Below are 20935 nucleotides of genomic sequence, written 5' to 3'. Positions count from 1 at the left end.
TCCCCCTACTTGTTCCGATGAAATCTAATTCACCCAAAGGCCCGGGATTCATTCAAAAAAAATGTAGCGAATTATCGGAACGTTTTCAATATAAACATAATGACAAATATACTATTTTTTCGACGTTAAAATCCTGTAAACCCTCCAAAAAGATTAGAAGTATAAACAATCACTTTTGTCATCCAATCAAAAAATAAAACAATTCCCATGACAATCATTACATAACCGCCGGCTTTCATTATTTTAACATTATACTTGCGGATCCATTGCATTCTTCCAATGAAAAACGACAAGATAAAAAATGGGATAGCAAAACCTAACGAATAGGCGGTCATATATAAAACCCCTGAGCTTGGATTCGTAGCCGCCAAGGCAATGACCGACACTAAAATCGGTCCCGTACACGGTGTCCATCCTGCGGCAAAAGCCATGCCAATTAAGCTCGAGCCTATGTAACCAGCAGGGCGGCTTTGAAATGATAAGCGGTGATCTTTCATTAAAAAGTCCGGTTTAAACACGCCGATGATGACAAAACCAAAAAAGATAATCAAAATAGCACCGACTTGGCGTATGAAATCCTGATAGTCATTAAAAAACTTCCCAATAAACGATGTGCCGAATCCGATCGAAATAAAAATAAGCGAAAATCCAAGCAAGAAAAAGAGTGTATGAAGTAAACTCCGTCTTTGGAGCATCACATTTTCCGATTTTAACTCGCCAACGGATACCCCTGTAATATATGACAAAAATGCCGGATACAAAGGCAAACAACATGGAGAAATAAACGACAAAAACCCAGCGCCAAATGCAAGAAAAATATTAATATCCGTCATTCACTGTTCACTCCTCTCCACTTTATTCTAGCAAAAAAAAGCAGAAGTGAATAATAGTTCACAATTTGTTCATAATTATCTCTCGTTTTAAATTCAGATTTTTCTATAATTAAAATTAAATCCCAATTATTTAATATATGCTTGGCGTGCACATACTAATACAATTATCGCACATTTATATTTGAATTTATTACCAAATTAGTATATAATAGCAATATAATTTCAAGAGAAAGGATTTACTCACGTGTCAAGACAAGAAATTTTGCTGCTCATCGAACAAAAACGTAGCGAGCTAATTAAAATGGTTGCAAAAAACGGCTTAAATTCAGCTCTTACCATTCAGCTAAGCCAAGAATTAGACTCTCTGCTCAATCAATATAATGAATATATATACAAAGACAAAAAACGCCTCCCACTATACTAACCGCATCCAAAAGAGGCGTTTTCTTTTTTTGTGAATTCCTGTACGCCCACACCTTCTACTTCGTCCACTAAGCCGTTTTGCAGTAAATACATTTTATAGTACAGCCCTTTTTTCGCGAGCAGCTCCTGATGGTTTCCTCTCTCAACAATCTCACCGCGGTGAAGCACCAAAATTTGGTCCGCATCTTGAATCGTGGACAAACGATGCGCAACAGCAATTGTCGTCCGCCCTTTTCGCATTCTCGATAACGCCTCTTGAATCGCTTCTTCCGTTTCCGTATCAATGTTGGCTGTCGCTTCGTCTAATACTAATATTTTTGGGTTAAGGGCAATCGTGCGGGCAAAGGCAATTAATTGCCGCTGTCCGCTTGAAAATGTCGCTCCCCGTTCGACAACTTGTGCATCATATTTTTCCGGCAGCTTTTCGATAAACGAATCTGCTTGCACGAATTTGGCTGCTTCGATCACATCGTCATCCGTTAAGTTGTCATTATACATTTTAATATTGTCTTTAATTGTTCCGTAAAATAAGAACGGGTCTTGCAGCACAAGTCCAATGTTTCGGCGCAGTTCTTCGTTTTGATAGCAGCGAATCGAGATGCCGTCGATGAAAATATCTCCGCGATCAAACTCATAAAAACGCATCAATAAATTGATAATCGAACTTTTTCCGCTGCCTGTATGACCGACAAGGGCCACCGTTTCCCCGCGTTTTGCCGTAAATGAGATATTTTTTAATACATCGCGTTTCCCATCATAAGAAAAACTGACATTTCTAAATTCAATCTTACCTTCGGAAATAATCGGATTTTCATTTCCAATCGCTGCCGGAGCAAGCTCTTCATGATCAAGGAGAGCAAAAACGCGCGATCCTGCAACAATTGCCTGCTGATACATCGAAAGGCGCATCATCATTTGATTGACAGGCTCAAAAAATCGATCTAAATAGTTGACAAATGCGTACAAAACACCAATTTCGATCGGGCTTTCCATCGCATGAATGCCAAAGAAACTTAATACAACAATAATCGATAAAATATAAACCACATCAATGGCAGGGCGCAGCAGCAATCCATCGATTTTAATATTTTTCATACCTGCCTGATAATGTTGTTCATTAATATGAGCAAATTCTTGGCGCAAGCGCTTTTCTTGACGAAACACTTGAATAATCGCCATTCCTTGAAGCGATTCGTTTAATTTAGCGTTCAGTTGGCTCAAACGCTCACGCATATCTTTATAAAAAATCGAGCTGTAATGGCGATACGTTTTCATAATGAGGAGTAAAACCGGAAGAATAAATAAACAAAAAACGGCTAATTTCACATTTAATAAAAACATCGCAATAAAAATCCCGATAATCAACACTCCATTTTGGATGAAGCTTGCAAGCACATTGACAAACATGTCTTTAATCGCTTCTGTATCATTTGTCACGCGGGAAACGATGCTTCCACCCGGTGTTTGATCAAAGTAGCGCATGCCAAGCTGCTGCACTTTTGTAAAAACATCAATTCGTAATGCTTGAATAATTTTTAACGCCAGCTCTTGAAATTTGACAAGCTGAAAATAAGTGATAAACGTTTTAGCCGCTAATATTCCAAGATAAATGGCCGCCAGCCAAATTAACGGCCGGGCCTCTAAATTCCCTGGCGTTAAATAATCATCGATAAATACTTTAACTAAATATGGACCGACAAGCTCAGCTGCTGTCGCTAAAACGAGTAAAATGAAAGCAATGGCTGCTTCTTTTTTATAAGATTCAATATACGACAACAATCTCCATAATATTTGCCGCTGTTCCTTTGGACTTAATGATTTTGTCATCTTTTATCCTCCATGTTCCACTAATGATTCTAGCTGCTGCCTGCGATACATGTCGCGGTACCAGCCTTTTTCGTTTACTAGTTGGTCATGTTTGCCCTTTTGCACGATTTTACCATTTTCAACAACGATAATGAAATCAGCATGTTGAATCGCGCTTAAACGATGCGATGTAATAATAGTGGTTTTGCCGGCGCGATTTTCCCTTAAAGCGGTAAGAATTCGCTCTTCCGTTTTCGCATCTACCGCTGACAATGAATCATCAAGAATAAGCACCTCTGGATTCATTAATAACGCCCGGGCAATGGAAATGCGCTGCTTCTGTCCGCCGGAAAGCGAGACTCCCCTTTCACCGACAATCGTCTTATAGCCGTCGGTAAACTGGCAAATATCTTCATGAATGTTGGCAATTTCAGCTGCTTTCATAATGTCTTCATCCGAGGCATTCGAACAAGCGAAAGCAATATTTTCTTTTACTGTCGCAGAAAAGAGAAAATGATCTTGAGGAACATAGCCAATCGAAGAACGGAGCGCCTGCAAGGAATACTCACTTATTTCATGTCCACCAAATATAATTTTTCCGTCATATTGAGCAAATTCGCGTATCAGCAATTTTAACAATGTTGTTTTGCCGGCACCTGTTTTTCCGACAATTCCAAGCGTTTCTCCACGTTTCAATGTAAAATGAATATTTTTCAGAACTGGTGTTGTTTCGTTTGGATATGTAAATGCGCGCAAGTCGTACGTAATATCCCCAGTCGGCGGAGTTTGAATCGCATCTATCTTTTCGGTAATATCTTCTTTTTCAGCAAGCAAGCTGCGAATCCGGTCATAAGAAGCTCTTCCCCGCTCAACGATATTAAAGAGCCAGCCAAATGCAAGCATCGGCCATATTAATATTCCTAAATAGGTGGTAAACGAAACGAGCTGACCAAGTGTCAACGCTCCATCCAGCACCATTTGCGAGCCAAAAACAACAGCTAAGAAAAACGATAAACCGACAATAAGCGAAATGGTTGGGTCAAATAACGCGTCGATTCGAGCGACTGCCATATTTTCTTTTACTACTTCATCAGACTGTTTGCGGAATGATTCAATATCATCGCGCTCATAACCGAACGTTTTAATGACTTTAATGCCGCTGATGCTTTCTTGGACTTTATCATTTAATGAGGAAAACGCCTCCTGCGCTTTTAAAAATCGTTTATGCAGCAGTGTTCCATAATGTTTCGTGGCGATGGCCATAAACGGCATCGGAATTAAACTAATGAACGTTAATTTCCAGCTAATCGTAAACGCCATCGCTGCAAGGACAAAGGTTCCTAATGCAAGCGAATCAATAAGCGTCAAAACACCCAAACCAGCTGTTTGCTGAACCGCCTGCAAATCGTTTGTCGCATGTGCCATTAAATCACCGATTCGCTTTCGCTGATAAAACGCCGATGACATTTTTGTAAAGTGGGTATACAACTCATCGCGCAGCTGCCTTGCCAGTTTGACGGAAGAACCGAAAATTAAGATCCGCCATACATATCGTAAAATATATAATATTACAGCAACGGCAAGCAAAAGCAAAAGCCATTTCCAAAGAATTTCGGTTGTCAGCGTCTCGGCTTTAATCTGGTCTATGACAATCCCGATCACTTTCGGAGGAACAAGTTCTAACAATGCGACAAGAATAAGCAGCAATATTCCTGTTACATATGCTTTTTTCTCCTGCTTAAAAAACCACATTAAATCTTTAAATATGCTCATAAACTTTCCTCCAGTATCTAAGCATGGGCGAAATGTGCTTCTCTATTGTAGCAAAAATAGGAAAATTAAAAAAGTTTTATTTATGGTTATCCTATCAAAGGTCTTATATTTAATCCGCTGAAAATAAGCGGTATACAAAGATATGAACCCAATAGTACGGACAATACAACTTATGTAAATGCGTCGTTGCGCAAAAAATTAGCATGAGTATCTCTACAATGAAATAATCACGTTTTCTGTTATTTTATTCATCGACGTGCCAATTATTATTGGCATGGATGTCTGTTAAAGTTTATTGTTGGTTATCAAACAAATGAAAGACCACCTTTTTTTCGAAAGGATGGTCTTTTTATTTAGCCACTGTACTTATTGAACTATCAATTCCCATTAGTGAGTTAACTTGGCTAAATTTATTAATTGATTTTACTAGTCTAAATAGATTAGAGCATCTTTCCCAAAAATGATTGACAATTAGCAGATAGAAAAACATTTCCGTCCAGATTTTGTTGAATATAGTCCAGTAATCCAGCCTTCGTACATATGGAACACCATCTATTTTCTCCATTGCTTGAAACAACTGTAATTTTATTATGCTCTTATGGTTTTTCACTCGAATCATGGATCACATCGTCAAATTGCAAGCCTTATTTAAATTTCTCAGGCTTGTCCACTCTTAAAGTAATTATCAAACCACAATTAGTACAAAGATCTACGAGGACATCCGAACAGCTTGTGAAAAATTTCCCTTTCCCGATAGGTTTAGCTTCATACATAAATTTTCCTTTGCCAATATTTTTACTACCACATTCAGGACACTTTTTTTCTTCTACCAAAACCATTTCCCCTCCTTTGTTAATTTCATTTTTTATTATTCATCGTTTACATCAGATTTCCTCTTTTTATTCTTGAGCTAAACTGCCAGTTAGTTCAACATTGATAATCAGATTGAAATTACCTTTAACGGAGCAAACAAAATAAAAAGACACTCAATCGAGTGCCTGTCCAATGTTTATTTGAATTGGTTGTTCATCGCTTTCATCATTTGATTAATTTTCTTTTGTGATGGGGTCATTCCCATTTGCATCATCATCATGCGAATCATTTGCTCATTGATCGGCGGATTTTTCTTTAAGTAATTCATCATCGTTTTACGAGCGATGAAAAATCCTAGCGCCGTTCCAGCAAGAAGAGCTAGAATGCCAACTAGAATCGTTGTCCACATACTTTTTCCTCCTTCATGTTGTCTCCCTAACAGTGTACTAAACAATGAGCTATTATACAATATTTCGTCCAGAAAATCTCTTATTTACGCAAATTTTCTTTTTTCGTTTTTTTGCGCAATCCATTGCGCCCCGTTGAAGCGAAAATCGACCGCTAAAAAGTGGGGCGTAATGGTTGACAGCACTTTAAACATTTGCGAAACAACCGCTTCGTCATTATTTTCGACCATTAACATAAGGCGGCGGTTTTGAATAATTAAAGTCGCTTCATCTTCCGCTTTTTTCGTTTGAATGATGTATATACTTTTTTCCGAGCGATAGTCGAGCCGTCTCCCAAATTGTTTATGCAGCGCTTCGTCAATCAACACGCTTGGAATCGGCTCTGTTATATAACGGATTTGCCTTGCAATTAACTCTTTTTGTGGCGCCTTTGCATCGCGATATTCCCGAAACAACTGTACAATTTTTTCCGTGCGGTTTGCATAATGCGCAGCGATTTCATCATTCATCCAATAAATCCAGTATCCAATCATAGTTCGTCCCCCATTCTTTTCCTTGTTATATGTATTATAGGAAAAGTAGAGGGAAGATATTTGTCTTTTAACGGAAAAGATATCGACTAGTTTTGTCGATTTATCACATATATAAAAGGAAAAGGGCAGACCTAAAAGCCAAGTGTCAGACCCCACAACATAATCATTAGATAAACTGAACGATATACGATGAATGCATGCGAGGTCAGACACTTATCGATCTGCCACTTCATCCTTCTCCATTATTATGCGTTGTTTAGCAATGCTTTTACACGCGCGACAACATTTTCAACGGTAAATCCGTATTCTTCCATAATTTTCTCTCCCGGAGCCGAAGCACCAAAACGGTCAATCGCTAAAATATCTCCTTCATCTCCTGTATAGCGCTCCCATCCGAGTGAAGCAGCCATTTCGATAGCGAGGCGTTTCTTTACCGCTTTTGGAAGAACGCTTTCCTTATATTCCTGCGGTTGTTTTTCAAAGCGATCCCATGAAGGCATACTTACGACAGAAACGTGAATTCCTTCTTCCGCTAACGCTTTTTGCGCTTTTACAGCTAAGCTCACTTCAGAACCGGACGCCAGCAACAACGCTTGCGGGGCGCCGTTTGCAGCCTCAGATACGACATAAGCTCCTCTTTTCACACCTTCATACGCACGTTCTGCTGTATGCGGCAATGTCGGAACATTTTGTCTTGTGAGTACAAGCGCTGTCGGTTGATCCGTTGATTCTACCGCCAAGCGCCATGCTGCGGCCGTTTCATTGCCATCAGCCGGACGAATGACAGAAAGGTTCGGCATTGCGCGAAGCGACGGCAATTGCTCAATCGGCTCATGTGTCGGGCCGTCTTCACCAACAGCGATACTATCATGCGTCAGTACATAAGTCACCGGCAGTCCCATTAATGCCGCAAGACGAATCGCCGGACGCAAATAGTCAGAGAAGACAAAGAATGTTCCGCCAAATACTTTGACACCGCCATGAAGCGCCATTCCATTCATTGCCGCCCCCATCGCAAATTCGCGCACACCAAACCAAATGTTGCGGCCGTTGTAGCTTTCCGGCAGGAAGTTTCCGCCGCCTTTAATTAACGTTTTGTTGGAGCCCGCAAGGTCAGCAGAGCCGCCGATGAATTGTGGAACAACTTTGGCAATCGCATTTAACACTTCTCCAGAAGAAGCGCGGGTAGCTAAACTTTTTCCTTCTTCGTATACAGGCAAACTCGCTTCCCATCCTTCCGGCAGCTTGCCTTCAATCGCCAACTCCAACTGCTGCGCTAATTCCGGGTAGGCTTGTTTATACGCTGCGAATAATTCATTCCACTCTTGTTCTTTTTTCTCGCCCGCTTCTTTAACGACGTGGCGGAAATGTTCATACACTTCTTCCGGTACATAAAAATCTTCTTCAAATGTCCATTGATACGCTTCTTTCGTCAGTTTCAACTCGTCCGCTCCAAGCGGTGCGCCATGCACATCGGAAGTGCCTGCTTTGTTTGGTGAACCATAACCGATGGTTGTTTTTACTTCAATCAGCGTTGGACGAGATGTATCTGCTTTCGCTTCTTTTAACGCGTTAGCAATTTCTTCGATATTATTGCCGTCTTCCACACGCAAATACTGCCATCCATACGCTTTAAAGCGTTCCGCGACATTTTCCGAGAACGACAGGCTCAATTCACCATCAAGGGAAATATCATTTGAATCATAAAGGACAATTAAGCGGCCAAGCTTTAAGTGACCAGCAAGCGAAGCTGCCTCAGACGCTACACCTTCCATTAAATCGCCGTCACCGCAGATGGAGTATGTGTAATGGTCAATAATATCAAAATTGTCTCTATTATATGTAGCGGCTAAATGTCTTTCTGCCATCGCCATTCCGACCGCCATGGCAATTCCTTGTCCAAGCGGTCCTGTTGTTGCTTCTACGCCCGGTGTATGTCCGTATTCCGGATGCCCAGGTGTTTTGCTTCCCCATTGACGGAAGTTTTTAATGTCTTCCATTGAAACATCATAGCCGCTTAAATGAAGCAAGCTGTATAGCAGCATCGAACCATGTCCGGCAGATAAAATAAAGCGATCACGATTAAACCACTTTGGATTGCTCGGATTATGGTTCATAAACTTCGTCCAAAGCGTATATGCCATTGGTGCTGCCCCCATCGGCATTCCCGGATGCCCAGAATTGGCTTTTTCAATTGCATCAATCGAAAGTGTACGGATCGTTGTAATCGACAGCTGTTCAATCGAATGTGACATTAGCTTCATCCTTTCACAAAAACATTGTATTTTACATTATCATCATTATCATATAGAAAAGCTAGCATCATGCACAAGCATTCATCACAAAAAATTAAAAATTCGCTGTAAAAAAGGCTGATAAAAAAACAAAGCGTCCGCCCAACAACACAATATATTTGTAAAATATGCGTGAGGGCAGACACTTACAGCTCAGCCTTATTAATGAATTCGTTTTGCTTGACTTTCTTTTAATTTTTTCGGTGTGACATCGTTTCCGTTAGGGTCGATAATTTTCACGGAATGAAGCGTGTTCGTAAGCGACTCGCGCAACGCTTTTAAGTATTCTTGCCGAAGACGCTTTTGCTCTTCTGCTTCTTTCGCTGTCAATCCGCTTGTCTTCGCCTTTTTTGCCAATTCATTAATTCTAACCATTTTTTCTTGTGATAACATCGCCATATAACTCCTTTGTTGAATAGCTGCCATGTACATATTACTAGAGTCCCTTCGGCTTGACAAGCGTTTCGCTCATGTTTGTTTCAACATATTCTTGGTAACGCCTATGTACCGTCGCTTTGGAAGCTTGATAGCCAAATCCGCGCAGCGTAGCGGCAATTTCCGCAAAAGTCAAGCCGTTGTTTCGCAAGCGTGCAATCTCTTCGATCGGCAATTCAAGCCGTTCTCTGCCCGCATTGTCTCCGACGTTTTTCAAGTTGCGCTCCGGGCGATACCCTTTTTCTACCGCCCTTTGCATTCCGCGCTTAATTTTTAAATTATGAATTTTCCGCTGATATTCCTCAACAATACTTATAATCTCTAGTACCATGGAATCCGCTTCGGATAATTGCATTTCACCGTGGTGGCTGACGGTATATATTTTCACTCCTTCTTTTTGAATGCAGTGCAGAAGGGCAATTCTTGCGTTTCCGCGGCCTAATCGTGTTTCATCTTGAATGAGCAGCGCTTCAACGCGCTCTTCTTTTATTAATGTCAACAATTCCAAAATCCCATCGCGTTCGATATCGTATCCGCTCGCCTGCTCTTCAATGACTTTGATAATTTCAAATCCGTATTGTTGTGCAAGACGCTCCAGTTCTTCCCTCTGACGTTCTAAAGACGTTTCTTGTGCTTCTTTTTTCGTGCTGACACGGCAATAAATGATCGCCTTCACCATCATCCCCCATTTTATTGATTGCTTGCTACTAGTTCTTCTCCCTCTGATTTTAACACTGGAATGACAATTTTTTCACCTGCAATAATCCGTTCGTTCGTTAAGCGATTAACATCCATGACCCATTCAATGAACTCATGTGTTGATAAATTGTGTGAGCCTCTGTATTTTTCAGCCAGTTCCCAAAGCGTATCGCCCGCTGACACCGTTATTTCCATATAGTCGTCTTTATCGACGGGTTTTGTCGCATATAAAAACGCTCCTATTAACATAAGTGAAAGAATCGAGAATGCAACGTAATGCCCCAACTTTTGTTTCATAGACTTCCCTCCTAGAGAATATTTGTTCGTTTTTATGCTTTTATCATAGCTAGAACACTTGTTTGTGTCAATAGTTTTTTCGAACTTACGTTTGTGTTTGTTGTTAAATCATGATATAATTAAAACAAAAGTTGTGATGCGAGGTGCAGAGAATGATAAAGCTATCCAAACGGCAACAAGAAATTTTAGACTTTATTAAAAAAGAAGTGCAAACGAAAGGATATCCACCATCTGTTCGGGAAATTGGCGAAGCGGTAGGACTTGCATCCAGCTCAACGGTACATGGACATCTCGCAAGGCTGGAAAGCAAAGGCTTAATTCGCCGCGATCCAACGAAGCCACGCGCGATTGAGATACTTGATCCGGATTTTGCTCCTTCTGCTCCAAAAAGCAATGTCGTCAATGTTCCCATCATCGGTAAAGTGACAGCCGGGCAGCCAATCACAGCGGTGGAAAATGTAGAAGAATATTTTCCGCTCCCAGACCGGCTCGTTTCTCCAGACGATCAAGTATTTATGTTAGAAATTATGGGCGACAGCATGATTGAGGCAGGCATTTTAGATGGAGACTACGTTATTGTCCGCCAGCAGCAAACAGCGAACAACGGGGATATTGTCGTGGCAATGACAGATGAGAACGAAGCAACCGTCAAGCGTTTCTTTAAGGAAAAAGATTATATCCGCCTTCAGCCGGAAAACTCAAACATGGAGCCAATTATTTTACGCAACGTAACGATACTTGGCAAAGTAATCGGCGTATATCGGATGATTCCTTAATTTCCTAATAAACAAAAAAGCTAACCAAAACGGTTAGCTTTTTTGTTTATTAGTACAATGTCATATATTGCTCGCGTTCCCATTGATGAACGGCTGTCCGGAACATATCCCATTCAATTTCTTTCGCTTCTACAAAATGTTCAAATAAATGTTTGCCTAACGCGCTGACAATGACTTCGTCAGATTTTAAGTTTTCAAGCGCTTGAGCCAACGTTGCCGGCAAATCAACAATTCCCTCGGCAAGACGCTCTTCTTTTGTCATTACATAAATGTTGCGATCAACCGGGGCCGGAGGAGTCAGCTTATTCTTAATTCCGTCCAATCCAGCCGCTAAAAGCACAGCCATCGCCAAATATGGATTCGCAGCCGGATCAACGCTGCGCACTTCGATACGCGTACTCATACCGCGAGATGCCGGAATGCGAATGAGCGGACTGCGGTTGCGTGCAGACCATGCTACATAGCAAGGTGCTTCATATCCAGGAACAAGACGTTTGTATGAGTTCACTGTCGGGTTTGTTACAGCGGTAAAGTTAGGTGCATGCTTCAGCACACCGGCAATAAAATGTCTTGCTGTATCGCTTAATTGCAGCTCACCATTTGGATCAAAGAATGCATTTTCGCCGTTTTTAAATAATGATAGATTGCAGTGCATGCCTGAACCGTTAACACCAAATAAAGGCTTTGGCATAAATGTTGCATGCAAGCCGTGTTTACGGGCAACCGTTTTAACGACGAGCTTAAATGTTTGAATATCGTCGCACGCTTTGATTGCATTTGCATATTTAAAATCGATTTCGTGCTGTCCTGGTGCTACTTCATGGTGAGATGCCTCAATTTCGAAACCCATCTCTTCAAGCTCCAATACGATGTCACGACGGCAGTTTTCCCCTAAATCGGTTGGAGCCAAGTCGAAATAGCCGCCTTTATCATTTAATTCAAGCGTAGGTTCGCCTTTTTCATCAAGCTTAAACAGGAAAAACTCCGGCTCTGGACCGAGATTGAAATCTGTAAAACCAAGCGCCTCCATTTCTTTTAATACACGTTTTAAGTTATAGCGCGGACAACCTTCAAACGGTGTTCCGTCCGCATTATAAACATCGCAAATGAAACGGGCTACTTTTCCTTTTTCCGCAGTCCATGGGAAAATGACGAATGTATCTAAATCCGGATACAAGTACATATCCGATTCTTCAATGCGCACAAATCCTTCGATTGAAGAACCGTCAAACATCATTTTGTTATCTAATGCTTTCTCTAATTGACTGATTGGGATTTCCACGTTTTTAATCGTGCCAAGAATATCGGTAAATTGCAGGCGGATATACTTGACATTTTCTTCTTCGACAATTCGCAAAATATCTTCTCTTGTATACTTTGCCATGTTAACTCCTCCCCCGGTATAAAAAAGATTTTATATGATAAAAAATATAAAAAACGATGAATTAATGGAAAAATCTCGCCATGTCTCCTTGACGCAGTGACGCACGATTAAAACGTCCTGCCTGTATTAATTCAGCTCTTAACAATTTCCGCAATTCTTCGTCCGTTAAATCCGGTTTCTTCACTTTTTCGGCAACCGGCTCATCCGGCGGCGTCGTTGGCTGCCGCGCAGCAAAAATTTGTTTAATCCCCGCTAAATTAACTCCTTGCTCAATTAATTCTTTAATTTCGAGAAGGCGATCGACATCATTAAATGAAAAGAGCCGCCGATTTCCTTCCGTTCTTGCAGGAGAAATGAGTCCATGCTCCTCATAATAGCGGATTTGACGAGCAGACAACTCAGTTAGCTGCATCACAATGCCTATCGGGAATAATGGCATTGAACGACGAATGTTGCTACTCATGTCAAATTCCTCCTTTGCTCTTATTTCTTATTTTATTTCATGTAATATTCTTTGTCAATAATATGTTATATTTTCTTACACAAAAAATAGTTAACCTAAAAACAAAGTGTCTAACCCCACCACCATAATTATATATAGATCAAAACACTATACGCTGGATTGCATGTGAGGTCAGACACTTATGAGCCAGTACAGTACCTATATCGTAATAAGTTTTTTCTCTATCAGCTGATCGAGAGCGGTGCAAATCGCAATTTTGACATGAGAATACGTCAATCCACCTTGCACATAAGCGACATATGGCGGACGAATCGGACCATCTGCTGTCAATTCAATGCTGGCTCCTTGTATAAAAGTGCCGGCTGCCATGATGACATCATCCTCATAACCCGGCATGTAATTTGGATATGGAACAAAATGAGCATTAACCGGAGAGGCGTATTGAATCGCTTGACAAAATGCAATCATTTGTTCCGGGGCATCGAATTGGACAGATTGAATTAAGTCGGTGCGCTTGGCGTTCCATTTCGGATGCGTATTCATTCCGAGTTTTTCAAGCATCGCCGCGGTAAATACAGCTCCCTTTAAAGCTTGGCCAACGACATGCGGCGCTAAGAAAAACCCTTGATACATTTCCTGCAGACTATAAAGTGATGCGCCTGCTTCGGCACCAATTCCCGGTGAAGTCATCCGATAGGAGCACGCTTCGACATACTCTTTTTTCCCGACGATGTAGCCGCCCGTTTTCGCAAGACCGCCACCCGGATTTTTAATGAGCGAGCCGGCAATTAAGTCCGCTCCAACATGGCACGGCTCCTGGTCCTCAACAAATTCCCCGTAACAATTGTCGACAAACACAACAACATCCGGTTTTATCGATTTAACAAAATCAATCATTTCTTTGATTTCAGCAATCGTGAAAGAGGGACGGGTGGCATACCCTTTTGAACGTTGAATGCCAATCATTTTTGTCCGCTCAGAAATCGCATTTTTCACCGCAGTAAAATCGACACGGCCTTCAGGAGTTAAAGGGACGCTATTATAACTGATGTGAAATTCTTTTAGCGAACCAATCCCGCTCCCGCGAATTCCGACAATTTCCTCTAATGTATCGTACGGTTTCCCTGTAATATAAAGAAGTTCGTCATTTGGACGCAAAATCCCAAATAAAGCAATCGAAATCGCATGTGTTCCAGAAATAATTTGCGGGCGGACAAGCCCTGCTTCCCCTCCAAACACATCAGCATATATCATTTCTAATGTGTCGCGCCCCGCATCATCGTATCCATATCCTGTCGATGGAATAAAATGAGCATCACTTACTTTATGATGGCGAAAGCTTTGCAGTACGCGATATTGATTATAATCGATTCGCTCCTCGATTTCTTTATGAATCGGAGCAATTTGCGCTTCTACTTCTGCTACTAGTTGTGCAATTTTTTCTCCGTTTCTCAAATGCTGAAACATGTGACTACCCTTTCTATTTTTGATATCGTTTTAGTTGTCCGTTTAATGCATGATTAGCCAGTATATATCCATGGCATTCATACATGCCGGTTTGTTCATCATAACGCAATTTGCGCAAAATCGTATCGGATTTTAATTGAGCAAGCAGTTTTCCTTCATCACTCGGAATCAGTGCGTAATACGGCTTCATTAATTTAACGACGGTTTCTTCAATCTTTTGACGAAGGCGCATCAAATCTTCTTCGCGAAAAGCGCTAATCATAATACTCTCCGTTTTCGAACTTGGCACGAAGTTAGAGTGTACCATATCTTGTTTGTTGTAGACCGTAATGATTGGAATGCCTGTCACGTTTAGTTCGTCAAGCAGTTCATAGACGGTCTGTTCATGGTTAAAATAATCCGGATTTGAAGAATCGACCACATGTAAGATTAAATTCGCTTCCTTTACTTCTTCAAGCGTGGAGCGGAAAGCGGCAACAAGAGTGGTCGGCAAATCTTGTATAAACCCGACCGTATCAGTAAGCAGCACCGTATAGCCGCCTGGTAATGTTAATTTTTTTGTTAACGGATCTAAAGTGGCAAATAATAAATTTTCCTCAAATGAGTCGGCATCTGTGAGACGATTGAACAATGTCGATTTTCCTGCGTTCGTATAGCCGACAAGCGCCACCTGAAATACTTGATTTTTTTTGCGTCGCTCACGGTAGCGTTCACGGTGTTCTGCAATGATTTTGAGCTGTTCTTTAATTTCATCGATACGGCGATGAATATGACGGCGGTCTGTCTCAAGCTTCGTTTCCCCCGGCCCTCGTGTACCAATACCGCCGCCAAGACGGGAAAGTTCTGTTCCCTGACCGGTTAAACGCGGCAGTAAGTATTCAAGCTGTGCCAGCTCAACCTGTAATTTTCCTTCTTTCGAACGGGCACGCTGCGCAAAAATGTCTAAAATCAGCTGCGTACGGTCAATGACTCTTGCTTCTAAAAGCTTTGAAAGGTTGCGGTTTTGGCTTGGTGATAATTCATCATTGAAAATGACAACGTCTGCTTCCAACTCTTTCGCAAGATTTGCCAGTTCTTCAACTTTTCCTTTTCCAATATATGTCGCCGAATGAATTTTTTCGCGTTTTTGCGTCAGCGTCATGACGACTTCTCCGCTTGCCGTCTTTGTCAGCGATTTCAGCTCTTCCATCGAATAAGAAAAACGCTCATCATCGACATAGGGGAGCTGACAGCCGACTAAAATCGCTTTTTCCCGCTCATTCGTTTGAATTTCTTTCAAGCGTTGTACCTTCTTTCTTGCGAGTTTTAACAACCATTATCATATCAAAGTTTACACTCATACGCTATACGAACCTCTTCCCTGCCTTTTCTTGATAAAAAACAGATTGATTTTCTAAAGAATAATGAATACAATCGTTACGGTATTATTAGTTCAGTTAGAAAGGGTTCGTGCTATGACATGGGAAGTGTTAAGCATTATCGGTACAATTGCCTTTGCCGTTAGCGGGGCCATTGTCGCGATGGAAGAAGAATATGACATACTTGGCGTCTATATTCTCGGAATTGTGACCGCTTTCGGCGGCGGTGCCATTCGCAACTTGTTGATCGGTGTTCCGGTATCTGCTCTTTGGGAGCAAGGAATATTGTTCTATATTGCGCTTTTAGCGATGACGATTGTTTATTTATTCCCTCATAAAACACTGCCTCACTGGAAACGCTGGGGAAATTTTTTTGACGCGATCGGACTTTCGGCATTCGCGATTCAAGGCGCACTTTATGCAGTGAAGATGAATCATCCGTTAAGCGCTGTTATTGTCGCTGCTGTATTAACAGGAAGCGGCGGCGGCATTATTCGCGATTTGCTTGCCGGCAGAAAGCCGCTTGTGCTTCGCGCAGAAATTTATGCCGTCTGGGCGATTATGGCCGGCTTGGCTGTTGGCTTAGAAATCGCCAAGTCACCTGTTGAGCTTTATGTACTATTTATCATTGTTACTGTACTGCGCATTTTATCTTATACATACAAATGGAAACTGCCGAATAAATCATTAAAAACTTATCGTGTTGAATAAGCGAAAGAGGCTGATCCAAAGCGAAGTGTCCGCCCCATACCCGAATATATCGCACATACCATTGGATCAATAAGCGATATATCGTGGAATGTGCGTGAGGCCAGACACTTATGGGTCAGCCCCTTTTTCTTCAGTCAGCAAAATGAGCTCACAAGCGCTCGACAATCGTTGCGGTTGCCATGCCATGTCCGATGCAAATCGTCAATAACCCGTATTTTCCTTCTCTTCGTTCCAATTCATGAACGAGAGATGTCCATTAACTTTGCTCCGGTTGCTCCTAACGGATGACCTAAAGCAATCGCTCCGCCGTTTACATTGACTTTTGCCAAATCAGCCCCCATTTCCTTTTGCCATGCGAGCACAACAGAAGCAAACGCTTCATTAATCTCTACTATATCCATGTCATCCATCGTCAGTTTCGCTTTTTGTAATGCTTTTTTCGTTGCCGGAATCACACCGTCAAGCATATACGTCGGGTCGGAACCGACAACCACCTGGGAAACAATTCTCGCTTTTGGTTTTAAACCTAATTCCATCGCCTTTTGCCGCTCCATTAACAGCACGGCAGCCGCACCGTCGCTCATTTGGCTCGCATGCCCGCGGTAATGACTCCATCCGGTTTAAATACCGGTTTTAATGCAGCGAGCGCCTCAAGTGATAGATGTTTTTCAATCCCGGCTCGTTTTACGACCTCGTCAAGTACAACTGAGGCAAGATGAACGGGATGTTTTTCCCGAAAAACGCCATTTCGTTTCCCGACAGGGGTACGTACTGCTTCAACAATAACCACTTCTCTCAAAGCCAACACCTCTTTATCCAGTTCTAACCGTCCGCGATATTACCGCCAGCATTCCCATCATAACTACTGCTCTTTATTTATCATAAGTGTAAAATCCTTTTCCTGTTTTTCTGCCTAAATGCCCCGCTTCGACGAGCTTTCTTAACAGCTGCGGCGGACGAAAACGGTCACCGTACGCCTCCACCATATTTTCGCTGACAAATAACATCGTATCCAATCCGACTAAATCAGCGAGTTCCAGCGGTCCCATCGGGTAATTTAACCCAAGGCGTATCGCTTTATCGATATCTTCCGCTGAGGCAATTCCTTCTTCGTATATACGCATGCATTCAATCATATGTGCGGCCAATGCTCTTGTTGTTACAAATCCTTGTGCATCTTTTACGAGAACCGTTTCCTTGCCGATTTCCTCAGAAACTTGTTTAATGACTTCAATCGTTTCTTCCGAAGTCGCCATTCCACTCACAATTTCAATTAATTTCATTATCGGTGCCGGATTAAACCAGTGCATTCCAACGACTTTTTCCGGACGCGTTGTCGCTGCGGCGATCGCCGTCACGCTTAGTTCGGATGTATTCGTTGCTAGAATCGCATCTTTCTTGGAAAACTCATCTAGTTGTTTAAAAATCTTCTTTTTCAACTCTAAATTTTCCGGAACGGCTTCAATCACAAGCTCCGCATCGCGTACCGCTTCTTGTAAATCAAGTGTTGTATGAATACGATCCAGGACATGTTGTGATTCTTCCTCGCTGACATGTCCTGCTTTTACAAATCTGGACAGACTTTTTTCAATCGACTTGATTCCTTTATTAAGCGCTTCTTGAGAAATATCATATAAATATACATTTTTCTTTCCCATCGCCATCGCTTGGGCAATTCCGCTTCCCATCAGCCCCGCACCGATGACGGCTACTATTTTTATTTCCACGTGAAACCCTCCAATCATTTGCATAAATTCTACTCAACGTTTAAAAAATAATCTTTCAACTGTTCACGCAACTTCATTTTTAAAAATTTTCCGACACTTGTTTTTGGAATTTCGTTCATAAAGACGATATCGTCAGGAAGCCACCATTTGGCAAACTGCGGCCGTAAAAAGTCATACAGCTCTTCTTTCGTCACATGCTTCCCTTCTTTAAGAACAACACAAGCGATTGGACGCTCCTGCCACTCGGCATGCGGTACCGCCACGACAGCTGCTTCAAACACGGCCTCATGTGCCATGAGCGCGTTTTCCAAATCAACAGAAGAAATCCACTCCCCGCCGCTTTTAATTAAATCCTTCGTTCGGTCGACAATTTTGATAAATCCTTCTTCATCGACTGTGACAACATCTCCAGTATGAAGCCAGCCATCGCGGAATGCTTCTTTGCTCCGTTCATCTTGATAATACTCATCAGCAATCCACGGACCGCGCAAGCATAATTCTCCCATCTCAACGCCGTCCCATTTCACCTCTCCGTCTTTGCCGATTACTTTCATTTCCACACCGGGAACGAGAAATCCTTGCTTCGCGCGAATTTCCAACCGTTCTTCGTCCGATAAATTTTGCTGATAGCTTTTCAGTCTTGACAAAACAACAAGCGGGCTTGTCTCCGTCATACCGTAAGCGTGGATAAACGGTATTTTGTGTTTTTCCTCAAATGCTTGAATCATTCCTTTCGGCGCCGCTGCACCACCGCAAAGAATTCTTGTTACGCTGCTTAAATCGTATTGCCCTTTTTCCAATTCATTTAATAATCCAAGCCAAATGGTCGGCACTCCGGCGGCAATTGTTACCTTTTCTGCTTCCATTAACTCGGCAATCAATTTTGGTGTAAAAGCCGGTCCCGGCATCACAAGCGTCGTGCCGAACCAAACAGCAGCAAACGGCAGACCCCATGCGTTTGCATGAAACATTGGCACAACCGGCATCGCCACATCTTGTTCAGACAGTGCAGCGCTATCGGCTAAGCCAAGCGCCATGCTATGGAGAACAATGCCGCGATGCGAATAAACAACCCCTTTTGGATATCCTGTTGTCGCCGATGTATAGCACATCCCTGCCGGACTGTTCTCGTCTATATTTTTCATAAATTGGAAGCTAGCATCTCCTTCTTGAAGCAGTTTTTCATAATGATAGACAGGCTCAAGGGACGTCTCTGGAATGGCTTCGTTATCTGTCATAATGACAAACGCTTGAACAGTCGGAATTTCATCTTTCACTTTTTCAATGAAAGGCAGTAAATCTTCGTCAATCAATAATACTTTATCTTCCGCATGGTTGATGATATACGAAATATGCTGGGGCGAAAGGCGGATGTTGATCGTATGCAAAACGGCCCCTATTCCCGGAATGGCAAAATATGCTTCAAGGTGGCGATGATGATTCCAAGCAAATGTACCAACGCGGTCACCTGCTTCCACACCGAGCGATTTTATCTTGTTCTCTCGCCAATTTCTTTGTATGTGTGGCGCACAATCCCGCTTTGCGAACGAGAAACGACTTGTTTTTTCGGAAAAAATCTTTCTGCCCGTTCAAGCATCGTTGAAATATTTAATGGAATGTTCATCATACAAATTCCCCCTCTTCTTTTATGCGTTCGTCCATTTTTCGATAATTTCTTGGCGATGCTCATCCAGTTTCGGGGCTTGTGCCCTTTTATGAAAGATTTGCGGATCATATCTTGTGGCAATATGAATACCGCCATTATGAATATCGACCATTTTTCGGTTATGTTCCTTTGAAAACCATTCTTTCGCTTCATGTACTTCCAACACTGGAGTTAAGCAACAATCGACCTTTCGGCCAAACTCGATCCATTCTGCCAATGTTTTGCTTTTAAACCATTGACATATATCTACAAAAATAGGGTTGTTTTCATTTGCTGGAGACTGATGAAAATGAAGCCATTCTCGTTTCTGTGACGCGATACAAAAATGCTCCCAAAATTTTCGTTCCAGCGCCGCAAGACTGACAAAGCGACCGTCTTTTGTTTCGTAAATACAATAGGAAACGATTGTGCCGGCTAACTGTTCAACACCTTTTGGATAGCCGCTGTAATGTTCAATGATAAAGTGGTTGTTCATCATAGCGAGCAAACCGTCTAATAACGAAATATCAATATACATTCCTTTTCCGGTTCTCTCCCGCGCATAAAGCGCTGCCAATATTTGTTCCACAGCCGCCATGCTCCCAATCATGTCAGCCAGCGTAATCGATGGGTGAATCGGTCTGCCTGTTCGATCTTTTAATTGTGCCAGCACACCGCTCAGCGACACATAATTAATGTCATGGCTTCCGAGTGCGGCAAGCTCGCCTTGTTGGCCATATCCTGTTATCGAGCAGTAAATAATTTTTTCATTGATTTTCTTGACGTCGTCATAGGCAAGACCTAATCGTTTCATAACGCCAGGGCGGAATCCTTCAATGAGTATGTCCGCTTTCCTTATCAGTTTTTCCACCATTTCTAAATCATGTTGGTCTTTTAAGTTAAGTAAAATACTTTTCTTATTTGCATTGTTTGCTTGAAAAACATAATCAAACTCTTCCGAACGGGCTAAATCTCCACTCGGCGGCTCGATTTTCACCACTTCCGCTCCAAAATCAGCGAGGCGGAGGCTTGCAAATGGCCCGGGGATATAGTGTGAGAAATCTAGTACTTTAATTCCGTCCAACAGCATT

19 protein-coding genes and 2 pseudogenes are annotated in these 20935 nt (G+C 42.0%); 3 read left to right on the top strand and 18 right to left on the bottom strand.

Annotation, left to right across the window (positions count from 1 at the left end):
* Positions 1–125 precede the first annotated feature (125 nt).
* Positions 126–833: a cytochrome c biogenesis protein CcdA gene (locus B0I26_RS02220; RefSeq protein WP_111643839.1), complete on the bottom strand. Its 708-nt coding sequence runs from the start codon at positions 831–833 to the stop codon at positions 126–128.
* A 244-nt stretch (positions 834–1077) separates the two neighbouring features.
* Here B0I26_RS02220 and B0I26_RS02215 point away from each other — a divergent pair, with 244 nt between their 5' ends.
* Positions 1078–1257: an aspartyl-phosphate phosphatase Spo0E family protein gene (locus B0I26_RS02215; protein WP_111643838.1), complete on the top strand. Its 180-nt coding sequence runs from the start codon at positions 1078–1080 to the stop codon at positions 1255–1257.
* Here the strand turns inward: B0I26_RS02215 and B0I26_RS02210 are convergent.
* The 9 genes from B0I26_RS02210 to yneA all read right to left on the bottom strand — a co-directional run bounded on the left by B0I26_RS02210 (position 1254) and on the right by yneA (position 10313).
* A complete protein-coding gene (locus B0I26_RS02210; RefSeq protein WP_111643837.1) occupies positions 1254–3083 on the bottom strand; it encodes an ABC transporter ATP-binding protein in 1830 nt (609 codons plus the stop codon). The genes B0I26_RS02215 and B0I26_RS02210 overlap by 4 nt on opposite strands.
* A gap of 3 nt (positions 3084–3086) precedes the next feature.
* Entirely contained in the window at positions 3087–4835 is a 1749-nt protein-coding gene (locus tag B0I26_RS02205; RefSeq protein WP_111643836.1) for an ABC transporter transmembrane domain-containing protein, read from the bottom strand.
* A gap of 644 nt (positions 4836–5479) precedes the next feature.
* The gene (locus tag B0I26_RS02195) at positions 5480–5668 is read right to left on the bottom strand and encodes a transcription initiation factor TFIIIB (RefSeq protein WP_181502667.1); all 189 of its coding nucleotides are present in this window, start codon (positions 5666–5668) and stop codon (positions 5480–5482) included.
* Positions 5669–5844: 176 nt separating this feature from the next.
* On the bottom strand, positions 5845–6057 hold the full coding sequence (locus B0I26_RS02190) for a YneF family protein (RefSeq protein WP_111643833.1): 213 nt from the start codon (positions 6055–6057) through the stop codon (positions 5845–5847).
* 84 nt (positions 6058–6141) lie between these two features.
* Entirely contained in the window at positions 6142–6588 is a 447-nt protein-coding gene (gene sirA, locus B0I26_RS02185; RefSeq protein ID WP_111643832.1) for a sporulation inhibitor of replication protein SirA, read from the bottom strand.
* Positions 6589–6833: 245 nt separating this feature from the next.
* Positions 6834–8843, bottom strand: coding sequence for a transketolase (tkt, locus tag B0I26_RS02180; protein ID WP_111643831.1), 2010 nt, complete (start codon positions 8841–8843; stop codon positions 6834–6836).
* 201 nt (positions 8844–9044) lie between these two features.
* Complete coding sequence (locus B0I26_RS02175; RefSeq protein WP_111643830.1) at positions 9045–9275, bottom strand: DUF896 domain-containing protein; 231 nt, start codon at positions 9273–9275, stop codon at positions 9045–9047.
* A gap of 43 nt (positions 9276–9318) precedes the next feature.
* The gene (locus B0I26_RS02170; protein WP_111643829.1) at positions 9319–9993 is read right to left on the bottom strand and encodes a YneB family resolvase-like protein; all 675 of its coding nucleotides are present in this window, start codon (positions 9991–9993) and stop codon (positions 9319–9321) included.
* A 14-nt stretch (positions 9994–10007) separates the two neighbouring features.
* The gene (yneA, locus tag B0I26_RS02165; RefSeq protein ID WP_111643828.1) at positions 10008–10313 is read right to left on the bottom strand and encodes a cell division suppressor protein YneA; all 306 of its coding nucleotides are present in this window, start codon (positions 10311–10313) and stop codon (positions 10008–10010) included.
* Positions 10314–10465: 152 nt separating this feature from the next.
* Between yneA and lexA the strand changes: the two genes are divergently transcribed.
* Positions 10466–11089 carry a transcriptional repressor LexA gene (lexA, locus tag B0I26_RS02160; protein WP_111643827.1) on the top strand — a complete coding sequence of 208 codons (624 nt, stop codon included), beginning with the start codon at positions 10466–10468 and terminating at the stop codon, positions 11087–11089.
* A gap of 49 nt (positions 11090–11138) precedes the next feature.
* On the opposite strand, the gene glnA is transcribed toward lexA, so the two are convergent.
* The 4 genes from glnA to hflX all read right to left on the bottom strand — a co-directional run bounded on the left by glnA (position 11139) and on the right by hflX (position 15682).
* Complete coding sequence (gene glnA / locus B0I26_RS02155; RefSeq protein ID WP_111643826.1) at positions 11139–12473, bottom strand: type I glutamate--ammonia ligase; 1335 nt, start codon at positions 12471–12473, stop codon at positions 11139–11141.
* A 61-nt stretch (positions 12474–12534) separates the two neighbouring features.
* Positions 12535–12936: a MerR family transcriptional regulator gene (locus B0I26_RS02150; RefSeq protein ID WP_111643825.1), complete on the bottom strand. Its 402-nt coding sequence runs from the start codon at positions 12934–12936 to the stop codon at positions 12535–12537.
* Between the two features lie 198 nt (positions 12937–13134).
* A complete protein-coding gene (locus B0I26_RS02145; protein WP_111643824.1) occupies positions 13135–14403 on the bottom strand; it encodes a methionine gamma-lyase family protein in 1269 nt (422 codons plus the stop codon).
* A gap of 13 nt (positions 14404–14416) precedes the next feature.
* Positions 14417–15682, bottom strand: a complete 1266-nt coding sequence (gene hflX / locus B0I26_RS02140; protein WP_181502666.1) for a GTPase HflX — start codon at positions 15680–15682, stop codon at positions 14417–14419.
* Positions 15683–15857: 175 nt separating this feature from the next.
* Here hflX and B0I26_RS02135 point away from each other — a divergent pair, with 175 nt between their 5' ends.
* Positions 15858–16472, top strand: coding sequence for a trimeric intracellular cation channel family protein (locus B0I26_RS02135; protein WP_111643823.1), 615 nt, complete (start codon positions 15858–15860; stop codon positions 16470–16472).
* Positions 16473–16620: 148 nt separating this feature from the next.
* Here the strand turns inward: B0I26_RS02135 and B0I26_RS02130 are convergent.
* The 4 genes and pseudogenes from B0I26_RS02130 to B0I26_RS02115 form a co-directional block, all read right to left on the bottom strand.
* Positions 16621–17271, bottom strand: a pseudogene (locus B0I26_RS02130) (thiolase family protein).
* Positions 17272–17344: 73 nt separating this feature from the next.
* Positions 17345–18193, bottom strand: a complete 849-nt coding sequence (locus B0I26_RS02125; RefSeq protein WP_281268668.1) for a 3-hydroxyacyl-CoA dehydrogenase family protein — start codon at positions 18191–18193, stop codon at positions 17345–17347.
* Positions 18194–18228: 35 nt separating this feature from the next.
* A pseudogene (locus tag B0I26_RS02120) lies at positions 18229–19826 on the bottom strand (long-chain fatty acid--CoA ligase).
* A 19-nt stretch (positions 19827–19845) separates the two neighbouring features.
* Complete coding sequence (locus B0I26_RS02115; protein WP_111643894.1) at positions 19846–20931, bottom strand: CaiB/BaiF CoA transferase family protein; 1086 nt, start codon at positions 20929–20931, stop codon at positions 19846–19848.
* Between the last annotated feature and the right edge of the window lie 4 nt (positions 20932–20935).

This window comes from Paranoxybacillus vitaminiphilus, assembly GCF_003259935.1.
Classification (GTDB): Bacteria; Bacillota; Bacilli; order Bacillales; family Anoxybacillaceae; genus Paranoxybacillus; species Paranoxybacillus vitaminiphilus.
This window is presented reverse-complemented; position numbering and strand designations above follow the sequence as displayed.